At 71.9% G+C, this 13,078-nt stretch carries 13 protein-coding genes; 10 read left to right on the top strand and 3 right to left on the bottom strand.

The window, feature by feature from the left end; all coding sequences use genetic code 11:
* Positions 1–52 precede the first annotated feature (52 nt).
* Both ACODT5_RS19785 and ACODT5_RS19790 read left to right on the top strand, forming a co-directional pair.
* Positions 53–1,117, top strand: a complete 1,065-nt coding sequence (locus ACODT5_RS19785) for a hypothetical protein (protein ID WP_422520642.1) — start codon at positions 53–55, stop codon at positions 1,115–1,117.
* 333 nt (positions 1,118–1,450) lie between these two features.
* Positions 1,451–1,864 carry an ATP-binding protein gene (locus ACODT5_RS19790; RefSeq protein WP_422520643.1) on the top strand — a complete coding sequence of 138 codons (414 nt, stop codon included), beginning with the start codon at positions 1,451–1,453 and terminating at the stop codon, positions 1,862–1,864.
* A gap of 61 nt (positions 1,865–1,925) precedes the next feature.
* Here the strand turns inward: ACODT5_RS19790 and ACODT5_RS19795 are convergent, their stop codons facing one another.
* Positions 1,926–3,458 carry a CehA/McbA family metallohydrolase gene (locus tag ACODT5_RS19795; protein ID WP_422520644.1) on the bottom strand — a complete coding sequence of 511 codons (1,533 nt, stop codon included), beginning with the start codon at positions 3,456–3,458 and terminating at the stop codon, positions 1,926–1,928.
* A 278-nt stretch (positions 3,459–3,736) separates the two neighbouring features.
* Here ACODT5_RS19795 and ACODT5_RS19800 point away from each other — a divergent pair, with 278 nt between their 5' ends.
* The 6 genes from ACODT5_RS19800 to lysA all read left to right on the top strand — a co-directional run bounded on the left by ACODT5_RS19800 (position 3,737) and on the right by lysA (position 9,705).
* Positions 3,737–5,788: a glycosyl hydrolase family 8 gene (locus ACODT5_RS19800; RefSeq protein WP_422520645.1), complete on the top strand. Its 2,052-nt coding sequence runs from the start codon at positions 3,737–3,739 to the stop codon at positions 5,786–5,788.
* 158 nt (positions 5,789–5,946) lie between these two features.
* A complete protein-coding gene (locus tag ACODT5_RS19805; protein ID WP_422520646.1) occupies positions 5,947–6,162 on the top strand; it encodes a hypothetical protein in 216 nt (71 codons plus the stop codon).
* Between the two features lie 83 nt (positions 6,163–6,245).
* On the top strand, positions 6,246–6,428 hold the full coding sequence (locus tag ACODT5_RS19810) for a hypothetical protein (RefSeq protein ID WP_422520647.1): 183 nt from the start codon (positions 6,246–6,248) through the stop codon (positions 6,426–6,428).
* 123 nt (positions 6,429–6,551) lie between these two features.
* Entirely contained in the window at positions 6,552–7,766 is a 1,215-nt protein-coding gene (locus tag ACODT5_RS19815; protein ID WP_422520648.1) for a cytochrome P450 family protein, read from the top strand.
* A gap of 207 nt (positions 7,767–7,973) precedes the next feature.
* Complete coding sequence (locus ACODT5_RS19820) at positions 7,974–8,357, top strand: SAV_915 family protein (RefSeq protein WP_422520649.1); 384 nt, start codon at positions 7,974–7,976, stop codon at positions 8,355–8,357.
* 13 nt (positions 8,358–8,370) lie between these two features.
* Entirely contained in the window at positions 8,371–9,705 is a 1,335-nt protein-coding gene (gene lysA, locus ACODT5_RS19825; RefSeq protein WP_422520650.1) for a diaminopimelate decarboxylase, read from the top strand.
* Between the two features lie 45 nt (positions 9,706–9,750).
* Here the strand turns inward: lysA and ACODT5_RS19830 are convergent, their stop codons facing one another.
* Both ACODT5_RS19830 and ACODT5_RS19835 read right to left on the bottom strand, forming a co-directional pair.
* A complete protein-coding gene (locus ACODT5_RS19830; protein ID WP_422520651.1) occupies positions 9,751–10,350 on the bottom strand; it encodes a thermonuclease family protein in 600 nt (199 codons plus the stop codon).
* A 270-nt stretch (positions 10,351–10,620) separates the two neighbouring features.
* A complete protein-coding gene (locus tag ACODT5_RS19835) occupies positions 10,621–10,764 on the bottom strand; it encodes a hypothetical protein (RefSeq protein ID WP_422520652.1) in 144 nt (47 codons plus the stop codon).
* 266 nt (positions 10,765–11,030) lie between these two features.
* Between ACODT5_RS19835 and ACODT5_RS19840 the strand changes: the two genes are divergently transcribed.
* Both ACODT5_RS19840 and ACODT5_RS19845 read left to right on the top strand, forming a co-directional pair.
* Complete coding sequence (locus ACODT5_RS19840) at positions 11,031–12,164, top strand: hypothetical protein (RefSeq protein WP_422520653.1); 1,134 nt, start codon at positions 11,031–11,033, stop codon at positions 12,162–12,164.
* A gap of 215 nt (positions 12,165–12,379) precedes the next feature.
* Positions 12,380–13,048 carry a hypothetical protein gene (locus ACODT5_RS19845; RefSeq protein WP_422520654.1) on the top strand — a complete coding sequence of 223 codons (669 nt, stop codon included), beginning with the start codon at positions 12,380–12,382 and terminating at the stop codon, positions 13,046–13,048.
* The last annotated feature ends 30 nt before the right edge of the window (positions 13,049–13,078 follow it).

Below are 13,078 nucleotides of genomic sequence, written 5' to 3' on the forward strand. Positions count from 1 at the left end.
GTGCCGGGTGGGCCAGCCTCCGCTGTCGGTAGCTGGTGACAAGATCACCAGCATGAGTTTCGTACGCACTACTCCGCCGCGGCCTGTTGAGGTGGCAGCGGTATTTCCCGAGCTGGCGCCGTTGGCGCGTCCTGCGATGCGGCTGCATCCGCGTCCGGGGGCGCCTTCGGTCAGGGACAGCTCGGTCGGCGGGCCGTTGCTGTGGCCGGCAGGAGAGCCGTGGCCGCACTGCGAAGACGCGCACCTGCACGTGGACAGTGGATTCCGCCGATCACCGACCGAAGTGCGGCTCGAGAGACTCTTGCAGTACCGGCGGCGCCCGGACCTCGAGTCCACGCTCACGCCCGAGGAGGAGGCGCTCAAGGAGCGCAATGCTGCGTGGCTCGCCAAACGGCGCGACGCCGGTCCTCCCGGGCCCGCCGAATGCCCGGTCCCGATGCTGCCCGTGGCTCAGCTGTTCCTGCGTGACATACCCCTGTTGCGGCCCCCAGGGCAGGCCGACCTGCTTCAGATTCTCTGGTGCCCGTATGAGCACGATCCGGACTACAAGCCGTCGACCGCACTGTTCTGGCGGTCGGCCGCGGAAGTCCGCGACATCCTCGTCGCACCACCCGAACCGTACGAGGCGGACTATCCGGGTTACGTGCCGGAGCCGTGCGTGCTCGCACCAGAAGTGATCACCGAGTACCCCAACAGCCTGGACCTGAGCCCGGAGCTGCAGGAGATGCTGGAGGACTGGAACAGGTGGCAGGCAGGCGGCGCCGACGTGGCCAGCTCCTACGCGGCGTATCCGCGCGACTTCTATTCCATTCATCTGGGCAACGCACCTGGCTGGAAGGTCGGCGGCTGGCCCCCGTGGGGCCGCACCGACCCGATCCCCCGGTACTGCGCCGTGTGCGAGGCACAGATGGTTCCGCTGCTGACGATCGCTTCCTGGGAGTGGGACGGCGACGAAGCTTGGGTGCCGCAGGAAGACCAGGCCAACGCCGCAGGCTCTCACTACGCGGGCCAGAACCCCTCGCAGCCGACGAGGGTAGAAGTAGGCAGTACGGACAACATGCAGATCTACGTCTGCCCGACCTCCCCCGAGCATCCGCACACCGACCTGATCCAATGAGCTGTCCCAGCTGACTTACCCCCTGACCCGTGACAGAAGGGCCGCCGAGTCGGAACGTCCTGGCAGAACACGTAGGTGAGGCGATCGATGTCGCCAAACGGGAGGAACGCATCATGTGCCCGCGTTTCCGCAGGTGAGAGGCATCCAAGATTTAGCGCGCTAAGTCACAGGGGCAAGGCCGGCCCTGCCGGACCCCACACTTTCGTCACCCCGACCGCCGACCATGGGCACTGTCACGGGCCCCGGAACACCGGGACCATGGAATGAGCAGCCGGGGGCATGAGGGACGCAGACGATTCGCCCGTTCGGGCGCACCGGGATTCGGAGCTCATCATGTACGCGTACAGCGGCCTCGCCGTCCTGCCCCGCCATCCCCGGGCCGCGGCCGACGCCCGGCACGTCCTGCACCGCATCGCGCCCGCCGGGAACGACGGGGCCGACATGGCGGCCCTGCTCCTGAGCGAGGTCGTCTCGAACGCGGTCCGGCACGCCGGCGGACCGGCCATCGAGGTCGCCGTCGGTTACGACCGCTGCGCGGGTGTGCTCACCGGCGCGGTCTTCGACACGAATCCCCGCATGGGCTCGGGGGAACGGTCGAGCCGCGACGAGGCGGACACCGACCCTGCGGAGACGAGGATGGAGACGGGACGTGGGCTGGATCTTCTTGATGCGGTGGCCGGTACTTGGGGCGTGGCCACCGTCGGCGACCGGGGCAAGTGGGTCTGGTTCCAGGTCCACGCCGCCTGAGCCCGGCCGCCCGGCGGCCGACGGCACGGCGCAGCCGTCGGCGACGGACACCGAGTCCTGATCAGGCGTCCAGCCAGATCGGATTGGTGAAGGCGGCGGGCGCCCCGGGCAGCGGTGGCGCCTGCGCCGGGTGGCGGACCTCCGCGCGGACGTACGCGGCCCGCGCGGGCGTCGTGCGCCACTCCAGGGAGGTCGCCCCCGGGGCGGTGAAGGCCGGCCCCTGGTCCGTGACCAGCCGCAGGTCACAGCCCTCGGCCCCGGTCACCGACAGCCGTACGAGGACCTCCGCGAGCGGGTCGGCGGACCGCAACCGCTCCCCTATGCCCGCGTGGGCTCCGCGCGGGCCGACAGCGGTGAAGTCGACGGAGACGGCGGAGGATTCCGCGGCGTAGGCGCGGCCGGCGCGCAGGCCCGCCAGGATCGCCGTACGCGAAAGATCGTCGGCCAGGACCACCGTCTGCGGTCCGCCCAAGCGGTCCGGGTCGCGGTGGTAGTCGCTGTGCGCCAGCGCCGGCAGCCAGCGGTCGCCGTGGGCGCCGCGCAGGGTGGCGTCCCAGGAGGCCAGGGAGACCTCGTCGTCGGGGGTCCAGACGCCGTTCCACACTTCGACGGCGTCGGCCTCGCCGAAGCCGAATTTCCAGGCGCAACCGATGCAGGTGGCGTGCGGGTGGGCGGGTACGACGAGGCCGCCGGCCTGCCGGACGGCGCGGGCGAAGCGCTCGAAGCGGCCGTCGCGGGAGCGGTAGCGCCAGTCGACGAAGGTACCCGGATCGGTGCCGACGGCAAGGACGTGGCCGGTGCGGGTGGTGACCTCTTCCCCGGTGAGGACGAGCAGGCCCTGGCCGGCGGCGCCCGCCCAGGCGGTGTGGGAGCTGTGGGTGTTGTGTTCGGAGGTGTTGACGAAGTCCAGGCCCGCGGCCCGGGCCAGGCCGGTGATCTCGGCCGGGGTGCGGCGGCCGTCGGAGTGCACGGAGTGCACGTGGCAGTCCCCGCGGTACCAGGCGCGGCCCCGGCCGGGTATCCGCTCGGGCGGGTAGGCCACGGGGGCGGGGGCCGCCGGTTCGCCGTAGGTGAGGGCTACGTCGATCTCGTACGGCATGCCCTGCGGGGCCACGGTGTAGGGGCCGAGCGCGATGTGCCAGCGGCCGGGCTCCAGCGGGCCGGGCAGGTAGCCGGGGGTGGCCTCGTCGGCGCGGAGGAAGAACTCGCTGCGGGCGCCGCCGGACCAGCCGCGGAAGCCGCGGCCGCCGAGCGCGGTGCCGCGCTGGTCGAACAGCCCTATGTCGAGGGCGTTGCCCGGGGTGCCGGGCGGGGTGGGCGGTTTGCCGTAGCGATAGGCGACGCGCAACTCGCGTATGCCCGGAGGGATGTCCAGGGGGACGTACACGAAGTCCGGGGCGCCGGGCGGGATCGTGCCGCGCAACGTCGTGGTGACGGGGGCGGTCTGGGTGGTGGTGGTCGGCTCCGGGGCCGCGTCCGCGGTCGTGTCCGCCGCCACCCCCGCCGTCGTGTCCGCGGTCGCGACGGAGGGGGTGGCGGCGATGGTGGCCGCCACGGTCGCCTGTGCCAGCAGTGCTCGTCTACTGAGGGCCATGGCGCCGAGCATCGCCGGTCAAGGTGAATCCGGCGTGAACGGCACCGGGTCCGGGGGCCGGGCGTCGCCCCCGCCCCGAACGGGCCACCCCCACAAGGGCCTTCGGCTGCACCCGTGGATGCACGTCGCATGGATGGATGGAGCTCGGGGTCTTGCGCGAAACCCTGTTCCGTTTCTAGTCTCCCGGCCAATGGTTAGGAACTATTCCTAACCATTGGCCGATGCCCCGCATCGACCGCTCCCCCCACTCGCGCAGCACTCACCCCCGAGGACGCCCGATGTCACGAGCGCATCAGCAACGTTCCGCGCACAGAGACCGCCGCCGCCCCCGCTGGCACCGCCCGCTGGCGGGCTTCGCAGCCGTCGCCGCCACCATGGCGGGCCTCACCGGCCTCAGCACCCCGACCGCGACGGCCACCGACACCGTCGCCGCGGCCACGGCCACGGCCGCCGTCGGCGCCGCCCTGCCCGGTGCGGCCGAGGCCGCCCCGGTGCTGGTGTCGACCGGCAAGCCCGCGACCGCGTCCTCGGTCGAGGCGAGCGGCTTCGAGGCCGGCAAGGCCGTGGATGCCAATGCCTCGACCCGCTGGGCCAGCGCCGAGGGCGTGGACCCGCAGTGGATCCGCATCGACCTCGGAGCGGCCCACACCATCAGCCGGGTGAAGCTCAACTGGGAGGCCGCGTACGGGAAGACGTACAAGATCCAGACGTCGAACGACGGGACGACCTGGACCGACGTCTACTCCACCAGCACCGGCAACGGCGCGACCGACGACCTGACCGTCACCGGAACCGGACGCCACGTCCGCATGCACGGCACCGCGCGCGGCACCGCCTACGGCTACTCCCTGTGGGAGTTCGAGGTCTACGGCTCCCCCGTCTCCGGCGGCTCCGACACCACGCCGCCCAGCGCCCCGGGCAGCCTGCGCTCGACGGCCACCACGGCGAGCAGCGTCTCGCTCGCCTGGAACGCCGCCACCGACAACGTGGGCGTCACCGGCTACGACGTGTACCGGGGCACCACGCGCGTCGCAGCGGCGACCGGGACCTCGTACACGGACACCGGCCTCACGGCCTCCACCGGCTACGGCTACACGGTCAGGGCGCGGGACGCGGCGGGCAACGCCTCCGCGGCGAGCAACACGCTCAGCGTCACCACCCAGCCCGCGAGCGGCTCCGGTCCGGCGGTTCCGTTCGGCAGCCACACCCGCCCGTACGCCGCCGGCACGCTGAAGCCGACCGGCGCCCAGGGCACCCTCGACCAGAAGACCATCGACTACTACACCAACTGGAAGTCCGCCTTCGTCCGCCAGAACTGCGGCAACGGCTGGTACCAGGTCATCTCCCCCGACGCCGACCACCCCTACGTGGCCGAGGCGCAGGGGTACGGCATGGTGATCGCAGCGACGATGGCCGGCGCCGACCCGGACGCGAAGAAGATCTTCGACGGTCTGACCAAGTGGATGATCGACCACCCTTCGGCGATCAACCCGGACCTGCTCGCCGCGGAGCAGGACACCGCCTGCCGAAGCGTCAACGGCGGTGACGGCGCGACCGACGGCGACATGGACGTCGCGTACGGGCTGCTGCTCGCCGACAAGCAGTGGGGCAGCGCCGGCACGTACAACTACAAGGCGCTCGCGATCAAGCACATCAACGCGATCAAGAAGGACGAGCTCAACCCGTCCACCAACCTGCTGAAGCTGGGCGACTGGAGCAGCTCCGGCGACCAGTACTACTACATATCCCGCACCTCGGACTGGATGGTCGACCACTTCCGGGCCTTCCGGACCGCGACCGGCGACACGGCCTGGGACACCGTCCGCACGGCGCACCAGAACCAGATCACCGGCCTGCAGGCCTCCTACGCTCCGAACACCGGGCTGCTGCCCGACTTCGTCGTCAACACCAACACCACCCCCAAGCCCGCCCCCGGGCAGGTTCTCGAGGACCCGAACGACGGCGCCTACTGGTGGAACGCCTGCCGGACCCCGTGGCGCATCGCGGACGACGCGGTGACCAGCGCAGACGCCAAGTCCCTGGCTTCGGCCCGCAAGATCAACAGCTGGATCAAGGCCAAGACGGGCGGCGACCCGAACAAGATCGCCATCGGCTACAAGCTCGACGGCACGCAGATCTCCGCCGGGAGCGAAGCGGCGTACTTCGCCCCGTTCGCGCTGGCGGCCATGACCGACCCGGGCAGTCAGGCCTGGCTGGACGCGCTGTGGAACAAGATGCTGGCCGCCCCGATCGACACCAGCAGCTACTTCTCGGCGAGCATCCAGCTCCAGGTCATGATCACCGCCTCCGGCAACCACTGGGTCCCGTAGCCCTAGAAGGGAGGCGCGCCGGTATCGACGTCAAGCAACACGTCGGACCTGAGACGGCGGGCGGGGGGTACGGCGCCTCCCCGCCCGCCGCCGGCTCGTGGAGCGCCGCACCGCGCGCGCAGGGCGGCGGGCAACAGTCCGGCCCCCGCACGGATGAGGTGAAAGGCGTCAACGCCAAGTGCCTGGACGTCGACGGCGCGAACAGCGCCGCCGGTGTACCCGGGCTGACCGCCGGAGGCGGCCGGCGCCCGGTCTCCCTCCTCGCGGAGCACGCGGAACGCGGCGATCCGATCGTCCGGCGGGCCCTGCTCGGCGCCGCGCACTCCGTGGCACGAGCGGTCCTGGACGACCCCGCGGCCTACGCACACGGGTGACGGGCGCGGAGTGAGTACCACGCGCAAGCGGACTGAGTAGTGGCACCGTGGCAGCGCGCGCCGGGCGCCTGTTCACTGGGGCCATGACCGAGACCAACTCCGCAGGTGCACAGGGCCCTTCGGCGCAGCGCACGAAGCCGTGCCAGTGGTGCGGACGCCCCGTACCTCAGCGCTTCCCCGTGGTGCGGGGGCTCCACTGCGACACCGGGCACTGGATCAGCGACGTGCGCGCCAACTTCTGGCGCCGCTTCTGGGAGAACCTCTGACCCCGTGGTCCCACCACCGGTGGACCGCCGGGGCGGAGTGGTTCGAGGGTGGCCCCGCGGCGTTCGCGGGACGCTCCCGGACCCGTCTGCGGCCCGTCCCCGCAGCCTGGCTAGGGTGGCGCCATGGATCTCCAGGCCGAGCTGATGAACCACCCGTACGACGCGTACCAACACCTCCGTTCCAGCGCGCCGGTTGAGCGCATCCCTGGTCCGGGAGGCGAGCGGGCGTGGCTCGTCACGCGGTACGAGGACGTGCGCGCGGCCCTCGTGGATCCGCGGCTCTCCCTGGACAAGAGCAAGGCTGCGGAAGGCAGTTACCGAGGTCTTTCCCTGCCGCCGGTCCTCGACGCCAACCTCCTGAACATGGATCCCCCCGACCACACCCGCATCCGCAAGCTCGTCAGCGGCGCCTTCACCTCACGGCGGATGGAGGGACTTCGGGATCCCATCCGCCGCACGGCGGATCAACTCCTCGACCGTCTGGGCCCGCACGGCCGTGCCGACCTGATCGCCGCGTACGCCGCGCCACTGCCGATCGCCGTCATCTGCGACCTGCTGGGCGTCCCCGAGGACCGGCGCACGGACTTCCGCGCCTGGACCAACGCGCTCGTCGCCCCTGATCCCACCCGGCCGGCGGCTGCCAAAGAGGCGGTGGGGGCGATGGTCGCCTTCTTCGTCCAGCTCATCGCGCACAAGCGCCGCCACCCCGCCGACGACCTGCTCTGCGACCTGATCGCCGTACGCGACACCGACGGGGACCGCCTGAGCGAGGACGAGCTGACGTCCCTGGCCTTCCTCATCCTGGTCGCGGGCTACGAGAACACGGTGCAGCTCATCGGCAACGCGATCCACGCCCTGCTGCGGCATCCGGCCCAACTGGCGCTGCTGCGCCGGGATCCGTCGCGCATTCCCGCCGCGGTCGAGGAGCTCTCACGCTACGAAGGGCCGGCACTTCTCGCCATCCGCCGCTTCCCGACCGAGGACGTGACGATCGGGGGCGTCACGGTTCCCGCGGGCGAGACGATCCTGCTCTCCCTGGCGTCCGCCAACCGTGACCCCGCCCGCTTCGGCGAGCCCGACCGTCTCGACCTCGACCGTGACGCCTCCGGCCACCTGGCTCTCGGCCACGGCATCCACTACTGCGTGGGCGCGCCCTTGGCGCGGATCGAGACCGAGATCGCGCTGGCGACTCTCCTCGAACGCTTCGCCGACCTGGACCTGGACCTGGACCTGGACCCGGCGGCACCAGAAGCCGAAGCCCGCTGGCGGCCGTCCCTGCGAGCCCGCGGCCTCGTCGAACTGCCCGTGGTGTACGGGCCGGCGCAGACGGCCGGCTGACGAAGCCGAGGCAAGCTGCCGGCGGGGCAGGCGATGGCCCCCGGGGCCGCCGTCAGGGATCCGTATGGAGTGGGCCGGTGGCCGTATGGGTCCCGTCATGGGACGGGACCCGGGGCACGGGTGCGGGGATAGCTTCGGTTGCACGTCCCGACCGCATCCCCGCACCGGGGACGGCACCTGCCGCTCGTGGTTCCCGAGGAGGGCCCCATGTGCTTGTTCCAGTACGACGAATCCGACTCCGAGCCTGAGGAACGGCGCCCGGCCGGGCCTCTGTACGTGCCCGCCCGGCCGGGAGGAGCGCACGTCGTCGTGCGGCTGTTCCGTACCCCGCTGGGGGCCCGTACCGCCGTCGGTTTCACCAGTCCGGAGCGGCTGGCCGCCACGCTCGGCACGGCCCAGCCCTGGATCCGGCTCTCCGAGGCCGCACTCCGCGCGATGGCCCGGCCGCTCGGCGCATCCCTGCTGACGATCGACCCGGCTCTCACCGCGCCCGCGGTACCCGTGGCGGGTGCTGTTCCCGCGGCGGGTGCGGCCGGACCCGCCGCAGGCCCGTTCACGCGGGCGCCCGAGTCCACGGCCCGCACCGCCTGAAGGGGAACAGATCATGACCATCGCCGTTCTCCCGTCTGTGCCCGCCGACGCAGGCGAGCTGTCCGTATGGCCCGCATCCGCAACACCGCTCCCGCACGGCGACCTGGCCGTCGGCGGAGTTCCGCTCGGCGAGATTGCCGACCGGTTCGACACGCCGACGTACGTGCTGGACGAGGGCGAGGTGCGCGGGCGCTGCCGGACGTACCGCGCGGCCTTCCCCGACGCGGACGTGCTGTACGCGGCCAAGGCGTTCCTCTCCCGCGCCGTGGTCCGCTGGGTGCGGGAGGAGGGGCTGGGCCTGGACGTGTGCTCGGCCGGGGAGCTGGAGCTCGCCGTCACGGCCGGCTTCCCACCGGAACGGATCGTGCTGCACGGCAACGCGAAGTCTCCCCACGACCTGGAGGCGGCCCTGCGCCTCGGTGTGGGACGGATCGTCATCGACAGCCCGTCGGAGATCGCGCGCATCGCTGCCGCCGTCGGGACGTCCGGCCGCCAGAAGGTCATGGTGCGGGTGGTCCCGGGCGTCTCGGCCGGCGGGCACGACAAGATCCGCACCGGTACGGAGGACCAGAAGTTCGGGCTCTCCCTGACCGACGGCGGCGCTCAGCACGCCGTCGCCCGCATCCTCGGTCAGCCGCAGCTCGAACTCACGGGACTGCACTGCCACATCGGCTCGCAGATCACCGAGGTGAAGCCCTACCTGGTCGCCCTGCGCCGCATGATCGGGCTGATGGCCCGCATCCGTGACACGCACGGCCTGGTCCTGCCCGAGCTCGACATGGGCGGCGGCCACGGCATCGCCTACCGGCCCGGCGAACCCGCCCTCGAACTCACCGCGCTCGCCCGGCGGATGCGTACGGAACTCATCGACGGTTGCGCCGCCGCGGGACTGCCCGTACCCCGCCTCGCCGTCGAGCCCGGGCGGGCCGTCGTGGGCCCCGCGGGAGTGGCGCTCTACCGGGTGCTCGCCGTCAAGGACACCGGCGGGAAGGTGTTCGTCGCCGTGGACGGCGGCATGAGCGACAACCCGCGACCCGCCCTGTACGGAGTGCGGTACGCGCCCCGGCTCGTCGGCCGCCGCTCGACGGCGGAGCCCCGTACGGCCACGGTCGTCGGCCGGCACTGCGAGGCGGGCGACGTCCTCGCCTCCGACGCCACGCTGCCGGGCGACGTCCACCCCGGCGACCTGCTCGCCGTACCGGTGGCCGGCGCGTACCAGCTGTCCATGGCCTCCGGCTACAACCTGGTCGGCCGCCCCGCCGTCGTCGCGGTCCACGAAGGCACGGCCCGGCTCCTCGTCCGGCGCGAGACCCTGGAGGACTACCGAAGCCGGGACATCGGCGCCTGAGGCCACGGCGGAGGCCCGGGAGCCCGCCGTTCCGCACCGCCGGGGTCATCCACTGTCACAGCCGATGCCGTCGCCGTCACGGTCCAGCCGGTGTGGGTCGGCGGGTCCGACCCACACCGCGCCGGAGAGCTGGGAGCAGTCGACATCGGGGACGCCCGCGGGCGGGCCCGGCGGCAGTCCCGCGGGATTGCCCGTATCCACTGTCCCGGGAGTCGCGGCTGGTTCGGGCGTAGATCCAGAACAGGCCGACCACAGCCCGGCGCCGGCTCTCCGGGCGGCTTCGCCGGCCTGTGAGATCTTCGGCCAGTGCGCGTCGTTGGGCGGGTGGAGCACGCCCTCGGCGTGACCGCTCCGGACCAGTGACTCGTTGACGAGCACACCCTGCTCGTTCCACACGTACAGCAGATGACGGTCGTACGGGTCCTTGAGCTCGGTGTCCCGTTCGATCCTCAGGCCGGAGCCCTGCGGTAGCAGCGCCTTGATACGGGCCGTGGCTTCGCGGCTGAAGCAAGCCCCCTTCTCGGGCGCGTCAATGGCCAAGAGCCGCACCCTTGAGGTGACACCGTCGGGCAGGAGTCCGCCGACGCCCCGGACATCGATCGTGTCGCCATCGATGATGCCGACGACGGTGGGGCGTGGGGCCACCGGTGCACTCCGCTCGACGGCAGGAAGACCCACGCTACGTTCTTCCGCCCGCCCCTCCGGCTGCACGGGTGCCGGCGCGGAAGGGCTGGAGGCTGCTGCTCCGCCGCAGGACCCCGTCGCGTCCGAGGCGACGGGGCGAGAGGGAAGGCGCCGGCCGCCCTGTCTTCTCCCAAGAATGGAGCTGTTCACCCTCTACTGCCCATTCGTGGCCGTACCGCAGATCGATTGCTGGAGGAACCTACGGAAAGGGGCCCAGGGCCGGGGCGTGACTCAGTGAGCGGGTGCTCCGAATTCTGCATGCTGTGTGCGGAAGGCGTATTCCCCGTCGTCGACCGACACCGGGTCCGAGAAAGCGGTCCGGCGTACTTCTGCCCGCGCCTGTTCCATGAGCTCTTCGAACTCTTCGTCGGTCATCTTGCTCGCCTCGCAAAACCCCCTACAGGTAGTTCGCGGCAGCTCTACGGCCGGATGGGCGGGAATCGCCCGGCGTCCGGGCCTCGCCCCGCGCGGTGGCCCGAAACGAGTAGGTGCACGTTTCTGCGCCGCACGGTCGGGGGAGGGCTCGGGCGTCGTGCCGTTCTCGCCGCCCGGGGGATCAACAGGGTGGGCGGGTGCGTCCGGCGCCGTATCAGTCCGAGAAGACAGGGGAGATCTTCTTGTTACCCGTGGTGGTTTCCGCGATGTTATCCGTGATGGTGGTGGCGCCCTCCGCGCCCTCCGCGCCTTCCGCGCCTTCCGCGCCTTCCGCGCCTTCCGCGCCCTCCGGCGTCGCCGTCTCGATGTACGAACTGCCGCTCCTGGCAGGCCATTCCAGTAGTTCGGCCCAGGCGATAAACGACGCCGGGGACGTCGTGGGGCTCTCGCTGGACGAGAACGAGGACGGTTACCTCGTGCGGTGGGGCGCCGACGGCTCCCTCACCCGTCTGCAGGCCGTCTCCGGAGGTTCGGGCGGGCAGGCGGTCGAGGTCGTCGAGGACGGCACCGTGGCGGGCTTCACCGCCGCACCAAACGGCGTGCGGCATGCCGCCCGATGGGACGCGTCAGGCGCCCTCACCCGGCTCGAGGAACCACCGGGCTACGTCGACGGCGAAGCCCAGGACATCAACGGCTCCCACGTCGCCGTGGGCCGTCTGTCGACGGCCGTTCGCACGCGCCCGGTGCGCTGGAGCCCGGACGGCCGGGCGACCCTGCTGCGCCTGCCCCCGAAGGCGGAGGGGGGCGTGGCCACCGGGATCAACGAGCGCGGGGAGATCGCCGGCCACGTGTTCGTGCCGGGCGAGAAGACCCGGGCCGTGCGCTGGGACACCGCGGGCCGTGTCCACGATCTCGGCTCGCTCGGGGGCTCGTACAGCGAGCCGGTCGCGATCAACGGCCGCGGCACGGTGATCGGCCGGGCGACCGACGGGGCCGGGGAGTGGAAGGCCGTCCGTGCCCCGCGCGGGGAGAAGTTCAAGGCACTGCCGTCGCAGGGGATCGGCGCACGGTCCGTGAGCGTCAACAACGCCGACGTCGTCGTCGGGAACGTCAAGGACCACGCCGTGAGGTGGGACGGAAACGCCACCACCGAACTCTCGGTGCTGCCCGGCACGGGCCGGGTCTTCGTCAACGACATCAACGACGCGGGGACCGGCGTCGGCACCTCCGACGAGCGGGCCGTGACATGGGACCCGCTGGGGCGGGTCACCGCCCTTCCCCTTCCCGCCGGCATCGACACGACCCGGCCGCTCGCCATCAACGCGGCCGGGAGCGTCGCGGGCGACGTGGGTAGTTCGCGGAGCTGGCCGGTCCGCTGGCGCGCCGCCGTCTGGCGGTAGCCGTCTGGCGGTAGCCGCGGCGGGCCAGGGCCGGTCCCGGCCCGGGCCCGGCGGGCATTTCTTGACGATCACGTGAACGTTCGCGATCTTCCTGACGCGTGCGGGGCCGATCGGGTTCTCCTTGCCCGGGGTGGCGTGGGCATCTGTCCGCCACCGGTAGACCACCGGTACATCACCGGTACACCACCACCGTTTTCCGGAAAGGGAGTTGGAACATGAGGCAGCGGTACATGCGCGTCCTGGTCGCGGTCGGGGTCCTCGCGCTGGGATCCGCCGGCACGGGGACCGCACACGCGAGCCCGGCCCCGCCCCAGGACTGCCCGGCGACGGCGGAGATCTTCGCCACCAACAACACGGCGGTCATCACGGACCCGGCGGACCCCCGGCTGCGGACCCGCCTGCACCGCTTCGACCACGAGGTGCGCGGCATCATCCGGTCCCACGGCGCGAAGCCCGGCCCCTCGACCCTGCTGGACGGAGTCTTCTGGTCCGACGAGCTGAAGCAGACCACGTACGAGCGCTCGCGCGAGTTCGACGTCGACCGGGTCGGCCCCGAGGGGCTGCGCCACATCGCCGACGTCATCCGCAAGCAGTACCACCAGGAGTCGGTGCTGACGTTCCGCTGCCTGCCGCGGAGCTCGCCGGACACCGACGCCGTGGAGATCCAGGCCCCGGGAGTGAGCGCGACCCGTCTCCACGACGCCCTCCTCGCCGACCCCGAGGCCCGCGAACGCCTCGGTGGGGGCTCCGTCACCCTCGACGGCCGCCTGATCCTCATCGCTCCGCTGGCGGACCTCCCCCTCGCCCGGAAGCTCACGGCCGACCTCGGTGTCGACTGGAACACCGCGGAAGTGCACTACGGGGACCAGGAGTTCGTGGGCTGACGGTGCCGCCGCGGCGGGCCGCCGCCCCCA

The sequence above is a fragment of the Streptomyces tatrensis genome, from assembly GCF_049310065.1.
GTDB lineage: Bacteria > Actinomycetota > Actinomycetes > Streptomycetales > Streptomycetaceae > Streptomyces.

Coding starts and splice junctions, on each gene's coding strand:
- ACODT5_RS19785 (WP_422520642.1), top strand. CDS start 53: ATGAGTTTCGTACGCACTACTCCGCCGCGGCCTGTTGAGGTGGCAGCG.
- ACODT5_RS19790 (WP_422520643.1), top strand. CDS start 1,451: ATGTACGCGTACAGCGGCCTCGCCGTCCTGCCCCGCCATCCCCGGGCC.
- ACODT5_RS19795 (WP_422520644.1), bottom strand. CDS start 3,458: ATGGCCCTCAGTAGACGAGCACTGCTGGCACAGGCGACCGTGGCGGCC.
- ACODT5_RS19800 (WP_422520645.1), top strand. CDS start 3,737: ATGTCACGAGCGCATCAGCAACGTTCCGCGCACAGAGACCGCCGCCGC.
- ACODT5_RS19810 (WP_422520647.1), top strand. CDS start 6,246: ATGACCGAGACCAACTCCGCAGGTGCACAGGGCCCTTCGGCGCAGCGC.
- ACODT5_RS19815 (WP_422520648.1), top strand. CDS start 6,552: ATGGATCTCCAGGCCGAGCTGATGAACCACCCGTACGACGCGTACCAA.
- ACODT5_RS19820 (WP_422520649.1), top strand. CDS start 7,974: ATGTGCTTGTTCCAGTACGACGAATCCGACTCCGAGCCTGAGGAACGG.
- lysA (WP_422520650.1), top strand. CDS start 8,371: ATGACCATCGCCGTTCTCCCGTCTGTGCCCGCCGACGCAGGCGAGCTG.
- ACODT5_RS19835 (WP_422520652.1), bottom strand. CDS start 10,764: ATGACCGACGAAGAGTTCGAAGAGCTCATGGAACAGGCGCGGGCAGAA.
- ACODT5_RS19840 (WP_422520653.1), top strand. CDS start 11,031: ATGTTATCCGTGATGGTGGTGGCGCCCTCCGCGCCCTCCGCGCCTTCC.
- ACODT5_RS19845 (WP_422520654.1), top strand. CDS start 12,380: ATGAGGCAGCGGTACATGCGCGTCCTGGTCGCGGTCGGGGTCCTCGCG.